At 37.3% G+C, this 19923-nt stretch carries 14 protein-coding genes; 3 read left to right on the top strand and 11 right to left on the bottom strand.

Features of this window, described 5'->3' with window-relative positions; genetic code table 11:
- Positions 1 to 12 precede the first annotated feature (12 nt).
- Both ACRD64_RS21625 and ACRD64_RS21620 read right to left on the bottom strand, forming a co-directional pair.
- The gene (locus ACRD64_RS21625) at positions 13 to 1662 is read right to left on the bottom strand and encodes an alpha-L-fucosidase (protein ID WP_430936002.1); all 1650 of its coding nucleotides are present in this window, start codon (positions 1660 to 1662) and stop codon (positions 13 to 15) included.
- A 5-nt stretch (positions 1663 to 1667) separates the two neighbouring features.
- The gene (locus ACRD64_RS21620; RefSeq protein ID WP_430936000.1) at positions 1668 to 4526 is read right to left on the bottom strand and encodes a glycoside hydrolase family 2 protein; all 2859 of its coding nucleotides are present in this window, start codon (positions 4524 to 4526) and stop codon (positions 1668 to 1670) included.
- A gap of 449 nt (positions 4527 to 4975) precedes the next feature.
- Between ACRD64_RS21620 and ACRD64_RS21615 the strand changes: the two genes are divergently transcribed.
- A complete protein-coding gene (locus tag ACRD64_RS21615) occupies positions 4976 to 6154 on the top strand; it encodes a hypothetical protein (RefSeq protein ID WP_430935998.1) in 1179 nt (392 codons plus the stop codon).
- 6 nt (positions 6155 to 6160) lie between these two features.
- On the opposite strand, the gene uxuA is transcribed toward ACRD64_RS21615, so the two are convergent.
- The 3 genes from uxuA to ACRD64_RS21600 form a co-directional block, all read right to left on the bottom strand.
- On the bottom strand, positions 6161 to 7369 hold the full coding sequence (gene uxuA, locus ACRD64_RS21610) for a mannonate dehydratase (RefSeq protein WP_430935996.1): 1209 nt from the start codon (positions 7367 to 7369) through the stop codon (positions 6161 to 6163).
- A 101-nt stretch (positions 7370 to 7470) separates the two neighbouring features.
- Entirely contained in the window at positions 7471 to 7764 is a 294-nt protein-coding gene (locus ACRD64_RS21605) for a GxxExxY protein (RefSeq protein WP_430935994.1), read from the bottom strand.
- Positions 7765 to 7965: 201 nt separating this feature from the next.
- Positions 7966 to 8772 (bottom strand): SDR family oxidoreductase, encoded by an 807-nt coding sequence (locus tag ACRD64_RS21600; protein WP_430935992.1) that lies wholly within the window; start codon positions 8770 to 8772, stop codon positions 7966 to 7968.
- 110 nt (positions 8773 to 8882) lie between these two features.
- Between ACRD64_RS21600 and ACRD64_RS21595 the strand changes: the two genes are divergently transcribed.
- Positions 8883 to 9752, top strand: a complete 870-nt coding sequence (locus ACRD64_RS21595; RefSeq protein WP_430935990.1) for an AraC family transcriptional regulator — start codon at positions 8883 to 8885, stop codon at positions 9750 to 9752.
- 139 nt (positions 9753 to 9891) lie between these two features.
- Here ACRD64_RS21595 and ACRD64_RS21590 read toward each other — a convergent pair whose 3' ends face one another.
- The 3 genes from ACRD64_RS21590 to ACRD64_RS21580 all read right to left on the bottom strand — a co-directional run bounded on the left by ACRD64_RS21590 (position 9892) and on the right by ACRD64_RS21580 (position 13134).
- Positions 9892 to 10200 carry a hypothetical protein gene (locus tag ACRD64_RS21590; protein ID WP_430935988.1) on the bottom strand — a complete coding sequence of 103 codons (309 nt, stop codon included), beginning with the start codon at positions 10198 to 10200 and terminating at the stop codon, positions 9892 to 9894.
- 56 nt (positions 10201 to 10256) lie between these two features.
- Positions 10257 to 10676: a hypothetical protein gene (locus tag ACRD64_RS21585; RefSeq protein ID WP_430935986.1), complete on the bottom strand. Its 420-nt coding sequence runs from the start codon at positions 10674 to 10676 to the stop codon at positions 10257 to 10259.
- Between the two features lie 184 nt (positions 10677 to 10860).
- A complete protein-coding gene (locus ACRD64_RS21580) occupies positions 10861 to 13134 on the bottom strand; it encodes an alpha-L-fucosidase (RefSeq protein WP_430935984.1) in 2274 nt (757 codons plus the stop codon).
- A 268-nt stretch (positions 13135 to 13402) separates the two neighbouring features.
- Between ACRD64_RS21580 and ACRD64_RS21575 the strand changes: the two genes are divergently transcribed.
- Entirely contained in the window at positions 13403 to 14983 is a 1581-nt protein-coding gene (locus ACRD64_RS21575; protein WP_430935982.1) for a hypothetical protein, read from the top strand.
- A gap of 157 nt (positions 14984 to 15140) precedes the next feature.
- Here ACRD64_RS21575 and ACRD64_RS21570 read toward each other — a convergent pair whose 3' ends face one another.
- The 3 genes from ACRD64_RS21570 to ACRD64_RS21560 all read right to left on the bottom strand — a co-directional run bounded on the left by ACRD64_RS21570 (position 15141) and on the right by ACRD64_RS21560 (position 19829).
- Entirely contained in the window at positions 15141 to 16502 is a 1362-nt protein-coding gene (locus ACRD64_RS21570; protein ID WP_430935980.1) for an alpha-L-fucosidase, read from the bottom strand.
- 31 nt (positions 16503 to 16533) lie between these two features.
- Positions 16534 to 18288: an alpha-L-fucosidase gene (locus tag ACRD64_RS21565; protein ID WP_430935978.1), complete on the bottom strand. Its 1755-nt coding sequence runs from the start codon at positions 18286 to 18288 to the stop codon at positions 16534 to 16536.
- Between the two features lie 98 nt (positions 18289 to 18386).
- Positions 18387 to 19829 carry an alpha-L-fucosidase gene (locus ACRD64_RS21560; RefSeq protein ID WP_430935976.1) on the bottom strand — a complete coding sequence of 481 codons (1443 nt, stop codon included), beginning with the start codon at positions 19827 to 19829 and terminating at the stop codon, positions 18387 to 18389.
- Between the last annotated feature and the right edge of the window lie 94 nt (positions 19830 to 19923).

Genomic DNA, 19923 nt, shown 5'->3' with positions numbered 1-19923 from the left:
ATTTCTAGTTACTTACGATTGCATTGGAATTATTTTATTCTTTCCCTCTAACACACGCTGTTTCCATTTTCCTTTTACTTCTATTTTAAAAGCTAAAGCCCAATTGTTTGGCAGTTGCTTTGGTAATTCAATCACCAATTGGCTATTTTCTCTGGTAAAGTCAACTCTCCCATAGCCCATTAACTCAATAGACTTAATTTCATTTTTATCGGAAACAGCCGTTGCAGTACCTAAAGATTTAACGACTGTTTTGCCACCTCTAGGTATATCCAATTGAATGGTACATAAAGTATTCTCTCTGGCTGTAAATCGAATATCAGAAGCATCAAACTTTTTAGTATCGGGCTGAATTGGTCGAGCCTCTTTGCCATATGCAGTATGATGCTTGATAGGACAGTTTGCATCCTGATAAAACAAAGGTTCCACATGCCCCTCAGCGTAAACGACCCAAGGTCGGGTTCCATAAATAGCTTCACCATTAACGTTTAGCCAGCTTCCAATTCCTTCTAATAAATCAATCTGAGCCTGGTCAAAAGAACCATCAGGACGAAGGTTCAAAGACAACAACAAACCTCCATTACGCGCCACCAAATCGGCCAAACGCACCACAATATCACGAGGCTTTTTATACTCAATACCATACCACCAAGGCCAATCGCACCACGCTACAGCCGCTGGAGTATCATCTTCCCAAGGCCAATCCACAAAACCTGGACGATGTGCACCGTTTTCGTAGGAATAAATACCAAAGTTGGTTCCGAAGTTTCCTTTATTATGAACGCAGACATCTTTGTGCTCTTTCAAACCCATATTAAAATAATGCGCCAAAATCTCCTCTGTACCAAAGTCATCTCCACCACCCGAAAATCCATCAAACCATAAAATATCAGGTTTATATTTATCAATTACTTCGGTTGTAAGAGCCTTTCTATTTTTAATAAAACGCTCTTTACCTCCTAAAAACCAATAATAATCTTCCATGTTAGGATCTAATAGATCCGCACCATTCATTCCTTCTTTTCTTAAATTGTTTTGATGTTTAGTAAACTGGTGATAAGTACGTGCATGATGAAAAGTGGCAATAGTCTTTAATCCTTGCTTTTTAATTTCACCAAGTATTTCACCTAAAATATCGCGTTTAGGACCTGTTTTACCAGCGCAGTGAGGTGTGACTTCGGAATCCCACATGGCATAACCATCATGATGAATAGTACAAATACCGGCATATTTAGCTCCCGACTTTTTCACCAAAGCTGCCCAAGCAACAGGATCGAAACCTTCTACTGAAAAGTCCTCACACAATCGTTTATAACCATTGCCTTCTAAAACTGAACCATAACGTTTTTCAAATGCCTTGCGACGAGGCTCATCGGGATCAGAGTGATAGAAACCGTGGTAGGGTGTAATATAATAATTACCCCAATTGATATTGTTAACATCTTTCCATGCCCCTACTTGAGTATAAGCTCCCCAACTGGCATAAATTCCAAATTTAGCATCGAGTGCCCATTCCGGGGTTTGGTGCTTACGTAATGACTCCCAGTTAGCTTCGTATGGAGCAGTTAATTTCTCTTTTGTTTTAACTTCATTGTTTGTTGAAGTGCATGTTACCCATAGCAAAGACAATACTAACCATAACAAACTGTAGATTCGTTTATTCATAGCGTTCACTTAATTCGCTTAAACTCCAGTCCATTTAACCAGGTTTCCGCACCTTTGTTATCTGTTTCAAACTTGATAACAATAGGATTCACCCCATCGCTTTCAATATAATTGGTAACAGAGATAGGTTTACGTTCGCCGATATCTTTTCCATCCTGAATACCTACTGCCGCATCGTCAGATACATAGTCAAAAACTCCATTAGCATCATTCAATTCAACCTTCATATGATATGGGAATAACTTTTTTAGATCTTGGAAAGAATGATGATAGGTTATTAATCGATATTTGCCCTTTGGTACATCTTTTATCGTAACAACAAGTTCACCTTTTTTAGCAAAAACACCATCGCAGGCCATAAATGCCAAATCACCTAAAATAGCAAAGGTTCCTTCTCTCCATTCCAAATCCGATTCTGAGCTTACTTTAAAGTTACAACCCTCTACCTCAAATTCAAATTGTTTAGTATCTTCTCCATTTTTTATTTTCCATCCAAACTGCTCTAATTGGCCTTCTGTTTGCATATCTATTTTATGAGTAGGGTAATCATATATAGGTTTAGCTTTAGCCAACTCATCCGCAACAAACGGAATGGTAGTAAGAGATAAATTAGCAGCTTTTAACTTACCAGATGTTGCCCTTATTTTTATTTCCCCATTTTCTTGATTTCCTTTTAAATAAACCGTAGCCACCCCATGGTATGCCTGCATATTTTGGGTAAAATGTTTATCTTCATACATAATCGTACCTGCACCTTTGGCTTCAAAATGGACTTTGACATCAGCGTCTGTCACCGTTTCTCCATTTTTATCTACCACGTATGCCCGAATCATTTTTAAGTCTGAACCGCCTGCTACTAACTTCAAATCAGGATTATCTACTGCCAGTTTTAATGCATATGGGTCTTGAGTTTTGAAACGCGAATGAGTCGAAATTTCTTGGCCAAAACTGATAGCCTTTGCCGTAAGTGTTTCGTTTGTCCAATTGTGGTTAAAAGTAAAGGATGGATGATCGTTCCATAAACGTAATGGGTCGTTATCGGCTTTTTGAACAGCAACTAACTTATCATCGGCATATAACGCAACTTTGTTGGCATTGCTATATACATGAATTTTACGATTCTTATAAACCGATTCATCTGCAATATGAACATAAGGAGCATCTGTCAATTCCGATTTATACCAATAATATTCCGGCCTGGGAATACGGTAAGCCGTTTGCATTCCATAATCTGTCATATAATCAAACGATTCTGGCTTGGGTTGTAAGCGATTGTAATCAGCTCCTACCCAAAGTATCGCGCCAATGTTGTTTTTACGTTTCTTGTAGCGTGAAATATGATGTTGTTGTCCTAAACCATTATGGGTAAATCCATGCTCCATTACCATGCAAAAATCACCCTCAGGCATATCCGTCTGGCGGTAATCCATGGTGGCATAGATATCTGTTACTCCTGCGTTTTTAATACCATTCCATGGCGCAGATGCACTTGCGGTTAACCTGAATGGGTCTTCTTCCTTGGCTGCATTATTTAATTGTGGAACCGGCCCCCGGTGGTTAATTCCTGCTCCCCAGATGATAATCGACGGGTGATTGCGGTGGTTACGAACCATCATTCGAAGCGATCGCTCCAACTTGTTCATCCACTCGCCTTCCTTCCATTTAATCCAGGTAGCAGGTTCTTCGTAAAGAAGAATTCCTAACTCATCACAAGCCTCAATAAAGGAATCGTCCTGAGGGTAATGTGATAAACGGACGGCATTGATTCCAGCTTTTTTATAACGAAGGGCCGCTTCATAGTGCATGGAGTTTGGAACCGCATCCCCAATATGCGGAAAACTCTGGTGACGGTTTACCCCTACCATAAAAAATGGCGCTCCGTTTAACAACAAACCTTGACCATCGACCAATTCCACAGAACGGAATCCAAATTTATTCTCTACAAAATCAACTGCTTTGCCGTCCGTATAAATCACAGAAACAGCCCGGTATAAATAGGGATCATCGGGCGACCATAAGCGGTATTCATCGACTATTTCCGTTGTCTGACGAAATGTTTTGGTTTGTCCAGCTCCCACCTTGGCCTCTGAACTTAACTTTCGAACCAGGTAACCATGTTCATCCAAAAGCAAGGTTTCAATACGGCAATCAACTTGTACATCAAACTCATTAACAACTGTTGTTTTTACCGAAACTGTACCATTATTCTTTTTTACACTTGGTGTTGTAATATGCACACCTGCTTCAAAATCTTCCCAATTAAAATTAACATGCAGCTTATTGGTTTTAACCAGATACACATCGCGATAAATCCCACCCCACTTTAAATAATCCGTCTCATATGGGTCAGGAGAAATGGTAGGGTTAAAACTATTATCAGCAAGAACAGCGATTGTGTTTTCTTTTCCCGATACCACAAAATCGGTAATATCAAAATGGTGTGGCACATAACCGTTCACCTCAAAACGCCCTACAAACTTTCCGTTCACGTAAAGCTCCGTTGCGTTGTGAACACCCTCAAATTCAATAAAAGCCTTTTCTTCTTGCGTAAGATCGATATATAATTGCTTTCTATACCAGTTAAGGTCGCGAATAAATGCTTCTTGTTCCCAACGATAATTAACGCTATCTAACCATAATGAAAGTGGATCAGGGTTATGCGGCAAACAAACCGTTTCCCAATTACTGTCATCAAAAGCAACTGTCACGGGTTTATCCTGCTTCGGCATCTTGGAGAATTTCCAATTAAGGTTGATGTTTTGCTTGGTCCTGTTGTTAGCAGGATAACCCTCCGGGCGTTGTGCAAAAGCCAATGTATTGCTTAATATTAAAACAAGTACGAATAGAACTTTTAAAATCTTCATATTGAATATTTTCACAGATAGTAAATGATATTACTCTTACAAGTATACATTAAGATTTATTAACACTCTGCCTTTTAATAAAGGATTGCGGTTTTAAAACGGTAGTTGATACGGTGATTTTAACGGTTAAATCAAGACCATATAAGACTTATATTCTTACCATTATATAAACCAAACTTTTTTTCCCAGCAAGATTAATCCAGAGGCGCCTCACGTTTATATAATCAACTCTATACAGGCACAAACGACTCAACCAGAGTCACACATTATAAGTGTTTGCCGTCGATGTTCGATTCAGCAGGGGGTCATTTCGTACCGTGGTTATATTTCTCTACACATATCACCCCGCTGCGATAAAAACCGAATAATCTAGCCCCTGAAACATTTGACTTCATTTTTTTTAGCATCAATATTTTTAAGAGTAACTTACAAAAGCTATTTTTGGACTTATGAAGGTTGAGCAAAATAAAAAAGCTATCGACGAAACACTTGAACAAATATGTTCACATGCCTTATTTATTCATTCCAATACCCACACCCGTCTTTTAAGATACCTGGTTGAAAAGGCAATTTTGGGTGAGGATTTAAAAGAATATACCATTGGTTCAGATTTGTTTGGCATTGATTATTCTATAGATAAAAATAATGGTACGGTACGTTCGTACATGTATAAATTAAGAAAAAAGGTGGCTGCATATTATGAAAGTGCTAAACCAATTAACGATATTGTTTTCCATTTAGAAAAAGGCCAGTATAACCTTAGCTTTTTGTCGTCTAAAGAGTATCAGAGCAGTATCAACAAAGAGGAGTCTTATTTTAAAATATCAAAACAAAAACTATTAACCGCAACATTATCTGTTGCAGGCTCACTTTTATTGTTCTTTATAATTTTACATTTCTCAAGAAAACCTAATATACTTTGGGAACCTTATTTTATAAAAGGTGCCAACAACCTGATTGTAGTTTCTGACCAATTTACAGTAACGCAAAAGTTAGAGGATGGACTAAGACACGCCGTCCTATATGGCGATATCAACAACAATAAAGATTTGCTAAACTATAATCAAAAGCATCCTGATATTCATTTAAAAAACACGGATTATACCATCATGTCAAAAATGGCTCCTTATGGTATTAAAATACTGACAGAGTGGTTCATATCAAACCAAAGCAGTTATAACCTTCAATTAGAAAGCAATCTGACTTACGATGATGTTCGGGAGAATAATATTCTTTTCATTGGTCAGTATAAAACCATGAATATTTCCAACTCGTTGTTTTTAAAAAACAGCAAGATGTTTTCTACTTATCGCGATGGATTTAAATACGCTAACAACAACGAAGAAAAAATTTATAATACCCGGTTTAAAGAGAACGGAAAATTAGAATATGCCATGGTAAGTTACAAGCCAATAGAATCGGGAAAAATGGCTTTTTACTTTGTATCCAATAATGACATTGGTGTATTAGCAACCTTGCGCAAATTTACAGATAAAGACTGGCTAAAAGGCTTTGAAAAACAATTACCCAAAAATTCCAAAACCTTCAATGCCTTATTTGAGGTAAGTGGACTACAACGAACTGATGTTAGTTGCGAATTGGTGGAATTGGAAACATTTAACAATTAGAGTCCTTTACATTCCTAATTCTATAATACTTTTTTCCATTCCCATAATTTCGGCCAAACCTTTTAATCGGCCTATTAGTGGATAACCAGGGTTATAATTATTCTGGTAATCATGTAATATTTTTAAACCATGGTCGGGACGAACAGGAATTCTAATATTGGAGTTATCTGATTCTATTCTACTTTGTTGTTCTAGCAATAAGGCCTTAATAATCTCAGGCATATTTTGTGAACCATCCATATGGCCGGACTCATAAAAACTACCATCATCAAGCAAAGTTGTATTACGCAGATGAGTATAATAAATTCTGTGTCCGCATTCCTGAATTATCTCCAACAAATTGTTCTCTGGTTTGGCCGATAAGGAACCTGTACAAAAAGTAATTCCATTATTGGGTGATGAATTGGCAGAAAGCAGCCACTTGAAATCATCCAATCCTCCAATAATTCTGGGTAATCCCAATATTTGAAACGGAGGGTCGTCGGGGTGAATGCACATACGAACACCTACCTGTTCGGCAACAGGAATAATATCATCTAAAAAAGTCTTTAAGTTTTCTCTTAACTTTTCCTTATTGATGTTTGCATATTTCTTTATGAATTCTAAAAACAAAGTTTTTGGGTTTGAAACAGAACCATCTATTACACCATCAATAAACCCCTGCGTTATAACAATGATATTATATGCCAATTTATCGGCTTCGGCACTGGTCATATTTAAATATATTTCCTTAGCTTTTTCAAGCAATTGGGCAGGATATTCTTCTTCGGCATTAGGCCGCTTTAAAATATAAGCATCAAAGGCAATAAATGTAGGAAAGTCAAATAACATAGACTCTCCTCCATCGGGCAATGCATAATTTAAATCGGTACGTGCCCAGTCCAACACAGGCATAAAGTTGTAACAAATAGTATCGATGCCACATTGTCCCAGATTTTTTAAGGACTGTTTATAATTGTCTATCAATCGAGGATAATCATTGGAATGTTGTTTTATACCTTCTGAAACCGGCAGACTTTCAACGACACGCCACCGCATACCTTTTTCTTTGATAGCTTTTTTAACTTTTAATATTTCTTCTATTGGCCATACTTCTCCGTTAGGAATATGATGAAGAGCCGTTACCACACCCTCCACTCCCATCTGTTTTAAATCGTCGAGGGTAATTGGGTCGTTAAATCCGAACCAGCGCCATGTTTTTTCTAGTGTTTTCATATAAATTCTCGCAAAGGCGCTAAGTCGCAAAGAAAAAAAGTATAGTCTTTTAATCATCTCGCTAAACAACAAAGGCCAAAATGTTTCTTTTTATATTAGAATTAAAGATTATTGACAATTCTTATAATTCCAGTTTTTATTAGTTTTTCATTGAAATTAATTAGAAGTCCTAGTTTTATACCTGTTACCTTTAAATAGGTTAGTAGTTGTTTTGGATGAACAGGAGCAATATGCTCTACAGATTTTAACTCAACAATAACCTTATTTTCAACAATTAAATCCGCTCTAAATCCAACATTCATCTTTCTTCCTTTCCAGGAGACTGGTATTGCTTTTTGTCTTTCAACATTTAACCCTTGTTCCGTTAATTCATAATACAGGATTTCCTCATACACGGATTCTAATAATCCAGGGCCTAATCTACATGAATTTCATAGCAAGCATTAATTATGATACTGGCTATTCCATTTTCTGTAAGACTATTTTCTCTCATAGTGGTTAAAGTATTTAATGGATTGAAAAACTTCTTTAACCACCAAGGTACAAAAACAAACTTAATACTCTTTGCAGCTTAGCGTCTTTGCGAGCCCCTTACCTTACACCCCACTAAACGAACTAAACCCACCGTCAATTGGTAATATTACTCCGGTGATAAATGATGCGGCTTCGGAGCATAGAAACTGAACGGCGCCATTTAATTCTCTAATATCGCCGAAGCGTCCCATAGGTGTGCGGGCCAACACTTTTTTGCTGCGTTCGGTGTAACTACCATCTTCGTTGATAAGAACTTTTCGATTTTGGTCGCCAATAAAAAAACCGGGAGCAATGGCATTAACTCTAATCTTTTCGCTAAACTTAGTTGCCATTTCCATGGCCATCCATTGTGTAAAACTATTTATGGCCGACTTTGCCGTAGAATAACCCGGCACCCTTGTGATGGCGGAATAGGTGGCCATAGAAGAAACTGTAATGATACTGCCCTCACCTTGTTTTGCCATAACTTCTCCAAAAACCAAACAAGGGTACACGGTTCCATTCATGTTTAAATCATTCACCTTCTGAAAGTCTTCAATCTTCATATCAAATACGCTCTGCTCTTCCGTTAATGTTGCTCCAGGCATGTTACCTCCGGCAGCATTAATCAAGATATCGATACGTCCCCATTTTGCAATGATTTCTGAACGTGTCTGCTTAAGTTCCTCAACATCTAACACATTTGATACATAACCAATTACCTCTCCCCCTAATTGCTTCAACTCATTAATACGGGCATCCACATTCTCTTTGCGTACATCTAATATCACCACTTTAACTCCTGCCTCAACTAGGCTTCTTGATATGCTACCTCCAAGCACACCTCCTCCACCGGTAACAATGGCTACTTTTCCTTTTAATTCAAACATTGCTTTATACTTTATTTGTATTGAAAGCAAAAGTATATTCTATGTATTTAATACATTGGTAGAATCTTTTAATAAAGTGATACTATTTTTAAATTCGTTACATTTGTTACGTGTCTATTTTAAATGAGCAAATACAATTTCCTGTAGATTCTTCTATAATTGTTAAAAGAAAGAACGAACCTCATTTTACTTATCCTTTTCATTACCATAAGGAATACGAACTGGTTTATGTTGAAGAAGGGTATGGAAAACGATTTGTAGGCGGAAATGTTGAACCTTTTGAAAATGGTGACATGGTAATGCTTGCACCTCACCTTCCTCATTGTTGGGAAAGCGATATGGCTTTTTTTGAAAACGATCCTAATTTAAAAGTTAAAGGAATAGTAGTTCAAATACCTAATGATTTTTTTAAAACGGCAGTATCTACTTATCCAGAATTCAAAGCAGTAAAACTTTTGCTAGAGAACAGTACCAAAGGCTTAAAAATATTAGGCAAAACAAGAGACAAAGTTGCCGAAAAGTTACCCGAGTTATTTGAACTTAAAGGATTGAAACGTTTATTTTTTTATCTAGACATTCTCAATTTCGTCCAATCCTCTGGTGAATTTCAACTGCTTAATCCAAACAGCACAAGAGTACAAATTCATGAGAATTCCAGACTTGGTAAAGTTTTTAAACTTGTAAACGAGAATTTTAATTCTTCAATAAATTTAGATGACTTATGTACGATAACTGGTTTGACAAAAACTGGATTCAGTTTATGGTTTAAACGAAATACAGCTAAGAATTTTTCTGTTTTTTTACAGGAGTTCCGTGTTAGCAAAGCATGCGAAATACTTCGAAAACAAGAAAATAAGGAAGTAAAGGTTTTTGAGATATCGTATATGGTTGGTTTTGAAAACCTATCTAACTTTAACCGTGCTTTTAAGAAAATTACAGGAAAAACGCCGAAGGAATATCGGCAACTATTTAACGGATAAAATACCCTTCCCTCCGCCTTCCCGAAGAAATTATACTTAAATGAATCGGGATGTCGCTTTGCTCGTACTGCGGAGTACTTCCCCTTAGACTCAAGACTAAAGGAAAGAGCCATTTATATGATGTTTAATATTTGTAACCCTACAAAGGTTTATCGGACATCTGCCCTTGCAGAATTGCAGAAGTAATATGCCCTCCGTTATCTGGGAAGGTAACTTCAACTTTGTTATCCCCTGTTTTTAGATCCTCCATGTTAACAAGTAATTCAAGAACACAGAAAAAACGCTTTCTTATATGTTGGTCGTATCCTCTAACTACATCACCTTTCACCACAACTTTTTTTCTGTTGATTTTCACATCAGGAGTTAAAGATTGACCATGATCACGTCCAACACCCAAACACAAAGTAGCTTCACCATTTTTATACTTACCAGAAAATGTATAGTGCATCTGGGGCTTTATTTTTTCTAATTTAAAGGAGATTTATATTAAGATCAATCTGTATTTTAAAATGTCAACCTTAGGGTTAAAGCTGGAGTATAATTTATTTCCGTTAACATATTATTCTCGTGATTAGGAGTATATAGTTTCTGAGGCGTGAATGATACATTTAAGGATTTCCTTTTATTAACGCCTGAACTAATTAATACAGGAATACTTATTAAGTCAGCAAGCACACCTGCCAGAATCATAAATCCCAATGCATCCGTAGCTCCTGCCGATCCTGACTCCCAACTACTTTCAAATCCAATGGCTCCCACAATAATCATTGTCGTACCACTTCCCAAAAGAATCAAACCAGTGTTTCTTTGATTTACACTTTTTTCTAAATAAAATTTCTGCAAATCAAGGGAATCGCTTTTTTCCTGTGAGTAAGCACTCAAGAAAAGCATAAACAAAACTAAGAAGGCAACTATCTTTTTCATTTAACATTTCATTTATTTAAGCTCTCATCTACACAAATCAAGTTACTGCCTTTTTTTGTTTTTGTCAACGAATGCAGTTTCAACACTGCAGATCTACCATAAGCGATTCATTCTTTTTTTATATCCTCCCATTCTTTATGTCAAAAAATACATAAAAATGGGAGGCAAATCTATATTACAAACCTTACTTATCGCTTAACACTACCGTTTCCTTATTTAAACTCAATCCACAACTTACATCTTTATAATTTTTGTCAGTTATAATATTTGCAGAACCCATTTTATCATAAAACGAGACTTCACCGTCTTTGTCGATGGTAACTATTACCTGTTCTTTTACCGAAACATCTACGGCTTTTAAATTGCTTCCCCCAAGGTTTGTCCAATGGGTGCCATCAAACCGTTCGAGCTGCCCATTTGAGATAGCAGCCACACAACCAAGCCATTCTCCACCACAACCTATATCTTCGGCTTTTTTATCGAGCGGTTTCCATTGGGCATCGTAATAATATGCCACTACCTTATTAATATCCGTAACCCAAATCGTTCCTGTGTGAGTAATATCGCAATGTTCGGCTTTTATGCCAGGCAGTTCCAACCACTCTTTACCATCCTTACCTATATTTATTATACGGTCTTTTCCTTTAGGCATTTCTACCCATTGCAAAGGACGAAATTTGTGAATATAAACAGAACCGTTTAACGAAGTATATACCACACCAGCAGAGCTAGACCCTACATCTTTTGCTTTTATACCCAACTTGGTTTCCTTTCCATTTGTAAGTTCAACCAATTCGTCATTAGTATTGATTGCCCAAATACCACCTTTAGCATCAGCGCTAATACTTTTATATTCGCCTTCTGTTTTTGTTACCGATTGATTTTCCCACCACCGCGTTAATGCTTCTTTTCTGTCAAATAACCTTTCAATAACTTTTTCATCCACATTGTCAAACCCATCTCCTTCAATTTTAAATACGAGTGCATGACTATATTCTATTCCATTAGGTATTTCAAGCTTAAGCCCTTTAGTAGTTGACTCCCACTTCACCTTCTTATCTTCATGTCCTAAAATTCTAATGGAAGAAATGTCCAGCGATTTGCCTTCTACTGGAGCAAAGTATTCTACTTTTACACTTCCGTTTTGAGGTACTTCAAAAACACTTAGGTAAACAGTGTTATCTCCCTTAGTAACAAAACGTTCTTGTTCAGCACCGCTTGTTAACCAAGGCTTTGTTCCATAAATAGACTCCCCGTTAATTTTCATCCAGGCACCTATTTCTTTTAATAAATCGTATGCCTTTTTATCGAGTTTACCATTACCCATCGGACTTACATTTAACAGCATATTTCCGTTTTTTGAAACAATATCAATCAGCTCCTGAACAATTTCAGTTGCCGAACGGTAATTACCATTCTTAACGTAGGTCCAATCGCCAATAGAAGTATCTGTTTGCCAAGGCTGTTTGCGGATAAACGGTAATCGGGCACGCTCAAGATTAAGCGTTGCAATCCCATCCCAGTAATAACCCCATTCGCCTTTAGGTGCTTTCTTGTACCAGTCTTTTATACACATTACGGCCTCATTCATTCCACCATGTCGCTCCATATTTTGATTATATAGATATGAAATCATCTCTAAACCGGTCTTTCCATGATCCTCTCCAGGAAAAGGCACACCACCATCTACATAAAAGAAATCCGGATCGTAATTATCGAATAAATCTTTACATCGTGCTAGCCAGTTTTCCTTCCAATAATCAGGTGCATTAGATGGCTGAGTAGGTTTCATATCTCCATCAGCATCCGGTGGCAGATACAATTCTTCATATTTTTTATCGTTTCCATCATATGGAACTCCTGCATAAGGACCTTCTTTGTCGGCTCCTTTATTGGTCTGGAACCAGCACGAAGCACGTTCAACATGGCTCGTAACTCCCCAACGAATTCCATGTTTCTCATACTTTTTTACGGCATCATAAAACTCCCCAATGACATCACGTTTAGGTCCGTAATTCACCGAGTTCCAACTATGATGTTTTGAATCCCATAGATCGTAATTATCATGATGATTAGCCATGCCCACAATGTACTTGGCTCCTACTTCAACAAATAAATCAACCAGTTCCTGGGCATTAAAACCTTCCCCTTTCCAGTCCTGAATAATATCTTTATACCCAAACACAGATGGATGACCATAATTGGCTACATGATGTTTGTAGTGTGGATGTCCTTCGATATACATGTTACGGGCATACCAATCTCCTACAGCAGTGTGTGCATAAGCATTCCAACAGACCCAAATTCCAAACTTGGCTTCTCCAAACCAATGTGGTGTTTCGTATTGTTGAAGCGATTCTACAGTAGCTTCAAATTTTCCGGTCTTTTCAACCTTGGTTTCACATGATGTAAAAGCCATCACCACGACCATTAACGCAGCAAATAATTTCTTTTTCATTTAGATGTAATTTGAGTTACAATTGACTATATTTTACAAATTCAGGCACTATAATTTTCACATTCAATTTCTTCATAGTCATTTGGCATTCGAAATAAAAACACAAGCCATAAAACACTGAATAACAATAGTTCAAAATTACAAACCCACATACGAACTAAAGAAAACATGACTATATGAAAACTATATTATTGACACTCCCCCTCTAACATAAACTATATTTCGAAGACAAATTCCGTAACTTGTCATCAGAAATAAAAACATGCATATGCAATTGAGGAATTTTCTAGTACTTGCGCTTATTTTTACGTCGGCCCTTTTTGCCTATTCTCAAAATGCCATTGATTCCATATACAAAGTGGAACACTTTAACAGGGAACGATATAAAATGGTACAGAAAAATACTAAGGAGGCTACTTCTTATTTTAAGAACTCTGCGGCATACTATTTAGAAAAAGGAGACACTATTCATCACTTATTAAGTATAGCCCACCTATCTGACATTAAGCACCGCCAAGGAAGGTTTAATCAGGCATTTGATTTGTTATGGGAAGGCCTTCCCCTGGCAACAAATATATCAAACAAAATGCCTCTGCTTGAGTTCCACCAAATGCTAGGAATCCTGTATCAGGTATATGGCAAGGATAGCATAGCTTTATCTCACACAAAGCAAGGATTACAAATTTCGAAAGAGTACGCCATTAAAGATGATAAATACAAAAGTAGATTGGTTTCATGTTATTTAGATGTGGCCATACAATATGAAGCCATGAAAAATTATAATCAGGCTTTGCTTTATCTAGATTCTTGTTATGCCCACGATTCCTCGGGCAAGCGTTTACATTTTGTGGACGGTGTGTATGGGCAGGTTTATCTGGCAAAGAAAGACTATAAAAAGGCGAAGCAATATTTAAAAGGCGTCATCCCTTTTTTGGAAGAAAGGGGAAACGGTTTTCAGACTTCGGCGAACTATTTTTTTGGGAAATTAAAATGGGAACTCAATCAGACAGATAGCGCCATTTATTATTATCAGAAGTCATTGTCAGCAATAGACTCTTTGCAAAACAACTTAAAGCTAAAGCCTGCCGTACTCCAAGACTTAGCCTTTGTATATTCGAAAATAAACTTAAACAAAAAGGCATTTGAATGTATGCAAGAAGCTAAACTTTTAACCGACAGCCTTTTTACAACACAAAGCCAACAAAACAAGGCTCTATTTGAAATTAAAAACAAGTACAAGGAGGATTTAATACAGAAAGAGCAAGAATTATCATCTCAAAATCAACTACTTAAAATTAGCAATGAGGCCCGGTTCAGGTTAAGATTATTAATAGGTGTTTTGATGTTTTTAGCTGTTATTGCGTTTTTTAGCTTTAGAATGAAGGTAAAAATGAAAAAGATAACTTACGAAAAATCGCTGAACGAAGAAAAGAACCAAGCCATCCTTGAAGTTAAAAATAAAGAACTGACGGCTCATGCCCTTCAAATCATCGAGAAAGAACAAACCGTTAAAGAACTGCTAGAGACTATTTTGGTTAAATCGCCGGAAACCCATAATTCACTGCAGCGCAAATATAAACAGAGCAACAAAAAAATATGGGAAGATTTTCACCTTAGGTTTACACAAACCAACGACCAGTTTTATAAACGTTTGTTGGATTTGCACCCGGAGCTCACCCCTACCGACCTGAAACATTGTGCCCTTATCAAGTTAAATTTCGATAGTAAAGAAATGTCGCACCTACTGGGAATTTCAATCAATAGTGTTCATATGGCACGCTCACGCATACGTAAAAAGTTGGGTTTAAACAGAGAGGATAGTTTGAGTAATTATTTAGGAAAAATTTAAATAAATAACTTATAAATCCCCATCCCCACACCTACGTCGTGGAACTTCCCCTTTTGCACATGCAAAAAGGGAAGAACCATAGAACATTCACTTACAATTTACTTCTTAAGTTAGAACAGCTTTGCTACTAAAGCTCACTAAACACACTATTCTTTCTTTAATATTTCACAAAAGTCAGTTCAGCCAGCATTGGCTTTGCATGATGTTTTAAGACGGTTAATCTGAATTTTCTTGCTTTAACCTCCTCAAAGCTACCATTAAAGTTATGCGTCATTGGCTGGTCGCTCTCCACAAGCAATTTCCATTCTCCTTTTACGAACGCTTCAATTTTAAAAGCATCAATGCCTCGCCTGAACTCTCCACAAATCACCTTGTTAAATGTCTTTTTAGAACCAAAGTCCAGTTCAATCCAAGGTTTGTTATCTCCTTCTTTAAAATTCCAACGGGTAAACAAGTCGGCATCAATAATATTCTCGGGCTTGTATTCATCAGAGCTAAAGCTTGATGCGGTTATTTTTACCCCTTCATGAACTGGTTTTAATTCTGGAAGCTCCTTTAAAGGTGCAGATAACTTAACGGCTTCTCCAATTTCTTTTAGTCGTTGAATCACATTTTCGTCCATCAAACCTTTATCGTTGGGAGCAGCATTTAGCAGGTAATTGGAATAATGTGAGTTAGCAAAATTCAGTTCTCTCACCACATCATCAACCGACTTTAGCTCCTGATTTTCATATCCTTTTTCCCAAAACCAGGTGGACTGCAATGTTGGACCTTGTTGAGATGGAATAGTATTATCGTAAGGGCAATGCTGACCGTGGGTTGCCTCGTAATGAACCAGCTGAGTATACTTTAAGTCGGTTCGGCAACTGTGGTTAATTACCAAACAATTAGGCTGGATAGAATGAATATGGTCGGCCAATACTTCGTAGGGCAGTTCTTCAAAGTCGGGACCATTTCCCCATTTAGAACCCCAGCCATCGATAACTATGCAAGCTATATCTCCATAGTTGGTCAGTAGTTCGGTTAACTGTTCTTTGGTAAAATCGATATTTACCTGGTTAATGTTATTGTGCTGAACTCCCTGGTGCCTGTCCCAAACCGAAAAATATAGTCCAACTGTGATTCCTGCTTTTCTGAAAGCATCCGCATATTCTTTTACGATATCGATGTTTTTATATTCTTTTTCAGCAGAAGCAATATCATAATTCGTTGTTTTGGTATCCCATAAACAAAATCCATCATGATGTTTGGTGGTAAAAACTGCATAATTCATTCCGGCCGATTTTGCTGCTGTAGCCCATTGATTACAGTCTAGTTCCGAAGGTTTAAAATCTTTGGGGTCGTGAAATGGATAGGCCCATTGTTCTGCATGATAGGTTCCTGTGTTATAATGGATAAACATTCCAAATTTCAGGTTTAGGAAATCAAGAACGTTTTTATCCGTTTGTTTTTGATTTTGTGCAGATACGCTGATTATCTGGATTGCAAAAAAAAGCATTGCTATAATTCTGTTTCTCATTTGTTTAATTTTTATTTTTTAATCCATTTGTTTACTTATCAACTGCCTCCAAAGAAAAAGACTGTAAGCCTAAACCTTTCCATACACCATCTTTTTGGGGTTGAATGGTTACGGTATATTTTCCGGGTTTGTCGAATTTAACAGTCCCTAATTCTTTGGCAGGGTAATCAAAGTTTTTTTCTTCTTTGCTTAGCTCAGAGGTATGTTCAAAAGTTTGTCCGGCAATACTGACGGAAAGCTCACTACCTGTGTTCTTTTCAAACTTTTCGACATAAGTAATGGAAAGCTTATAGTTGCCCGGCTTGGTGATTATGACATCAGCTTTAGCATGGTCATTGGCATCTGTCCAACCAACTACTTTCATTCTATTCCTATATCCACCATAAACAGGTTGTATTTTGGGATTAGAGAATTCAAAAGCCCGAACAGTAATATACAAATCACCATTAGAAAACTGGCGTTGTATTTTATCATAGTTACATTGGCCTTGGGTTACAATAGTAATAACAGAAACCGTACTTAAGTTATCGTGTTCCGACCAACTAAGGTTTAAGGTATTCTTTTTAGATTTTACTTTTACCTCTTTCTTTCCGTAATTATTGGTTATATATGCTTCTTTTACATTTCCACTAAAACCATCAATTTGAATAGCATTTGTTTTTGGGTCTGAAACATATAAAAATAAGGTGTCCTGTTTTGATCCAACGGTACCCCAATCAAATGTTCGTGGCCAGAACGGATTAGCTTTTGCATCGTATATAGCTTCTCCGTTAATTTTAAGCCAATCTCCCATTTGTAATAAACGCTCTTGCATAATTACCGGGATTCTACCATCGGCAGTAGGGCCAACACATAGCAAGAAATTTCCTCCGCCTGCTGTTACAAAGCAAAGTTGTTCAATTAGTTCATCGGCGCTGTTATAGTCCTGAATACCTTCTCTGCGGTTATATCCATAACTTTGACCAATACCTCGGTCTTCTTGCCATGGGTGTTCCGGCGAAGTCCATTTCCCATATCCGTATTCGCTTTCAAATACATCACCGTTAATTCCTCTTGAACTTCCCCAACGGTCGTTTACCACAACAACATCTTTTACCGGAGAATCGAAATACAACCATTTTGCCAATTCATTATTACGCCACTTTTTTCCATTCATGCCCCAGTCACCATCCAGGAAAATGCTCCAGGGTTTATATTTACTAACCACTTCTTTAAACTTAGGGTGGAAAAAATCGGTCACAAATTTATCTCTATTGGATAACCATAAGGGATGATACCACTCGTACAACGAATAATAAATTCCCATTTTAAGTCCTATTTTATTTCCGGCATCATTCAATTCACCAATGACATCTCGTTTGGGGCCAACCACCATGCTGTTCCACACATTGGTTGATTCGGTTTCGGCATATTGGGTAGGATACATGGCAAAACCATCATGATAATTGGCGGTAGTAACAACATACTTTGCTCCACTTTGCTCAAAGAGTTTACACCATTCATCGGCATCAAAAAAATCAGCGGTAAGGTCGTGTATCAGTTCTTCAACCGGTATGTCGCCATAAACCTTTTTATGAAATTCCTGTGTGCCTTTATCTCCATTTCGTAAGCGAGCCCAATACCATTCGGCATACCCAACCGGCGCATAGGATGGCACGGAATACGGTCCCCAAACCACGAATATTCCGAACTTGGCATTATTAAACCAATCCGGGAGCGGACGCTTGTCAATTTCTGCCCAATCGGCTGAGTATTGCTCATCGGTAACTGGTTTTAACTGATCCATGGTAGGCGCATTTTGTTGAGCATTTGCTTGAAAAAAATGCAAACTCAAATATATTAGGGTTAAAATCTTAATTATTTTCATACCTAATCCTTTTTGTATTATTTCTTTTTCAATTCAAATGCATATGCATGTGCATCAATTGCATCCTTTGGCATTTCAATTTTTAATCCGTCAGCAGTTTGCTCCCATTTTACCTTACCCTTATATCCTAAAAGAGATACTTTCTTAATATTGTCCTTTGCCGAAACCGATTTCATTACAAACTCACCTGTGGGTTTATCCAATACAATTCCGTATACCGTTTTATTATCTTTTGTTCGGGTATAACGGATATCCTTTGCAGAATAAACTAGTTTCTTTTTTATAAAGCTCCCGGTACCCTCCAGTACCGTAGGACCTTCAGCGGCAGTTTTCCATGTGCGTGTACTGTAAATAGCTTCACCATTTGTTTGTAACCAACCGCCCACTTCATGCAGAACATTTTTCTCATATTCTAAAATTGCACCGTTTGAGTTTGGTGCCACATTTAATAACAGGCATCCGTTCTTGCTTACAATATCTGCAAGCATATCAATAATATCATTCGCATCTTTAGTAGGTTTTCTATTTGAGTTAAACCATTGAGGTGCCATAGAATCATCTGTAAGCCATGGTTTGTCTTGCATATCCTTTACTCTGCCTTTCTCATAATCAACAATAGACCCAGGTAGGTATTTGGCGTAGTTTTTACAGGTTGTAGCTACCTGCTTATTTTCATTTATTCCATAATTGTAATAAGAAGCTAAAAAAGGATACATGGTTTCTTCAGGCACTTTACTTTCTCCCATATCAAACCATATCATGTCCGGATTATACTTTTCTATATATTCATCCAATACATCTCGCCACCACTTTTTATAATTATCAGACATTGGATCGTGATATGCATGAGGTTCAAAATATAAATCACGGTATTCTGGATTTGTTCCATCATACGCATAAGAAGGCACAAAATATTGCCATGTTTTACCATGGTGAAACGAAGCAATATAGTTCATGCCTCGTTTGCGGATTTCCTTTTCTAATCCTGCCGATGGATCAATACCAGAATTTTTGCCTGCACACCAACGTGTAACTTCACTGTCCCACATCGCAAAACCATCGTGGTGCATGGCTACTGGTCCGGCAAATTTAGCCCCTGCTTTATGAAATAATTCTGCCCATTCTGCAGCATCAAACTTTTTAGGTTGAAACGTTTTAACCACATCTTTCCATCCAAACTCAGACGGATCGCCATATTTTTTCACATGTGCTGTATACGCCCTATGAGGGCCATCGCTTCGCTTATCTCCGCCATGCGTTAAAACTGAATCCTTTTGATACATATAATAAGGATACCAACCACAAGGCACTAATTCATTTCCTATAGTAGTTGGTGTCCAATGGGTGTAAATTCCAAATTTGGCATCTTGAAACCATTCTGGTACACCATGTTCATCAAGCGATTTAAATGTTGGTTTAAATTGTGCGTTTAGCATTAAAGTAAGCACCCAATAAAACATTACAACGTAGATTTTTAGTATCCGCACGGCTAACCCGGTCTTCTATAAGAGATTTCAAGAGGATATATTTGTTGCATGAAAAAATCAAGAAGGC

It is taken from the genome of Saccharicrinis sp. 156 (genome assembly GCF_050589685.1).
Classification (GTDB): Bacteria; Bacteroidota; Bacteroidia; order Bacteroidales; family Marinilabiliaceae; genus Saccharicrinis.
The sequence above is the reverse complement of the archived record's forward strand: the minus strand, read 5'-3'. Positions and strand labels throughout refer to the sequence as shown.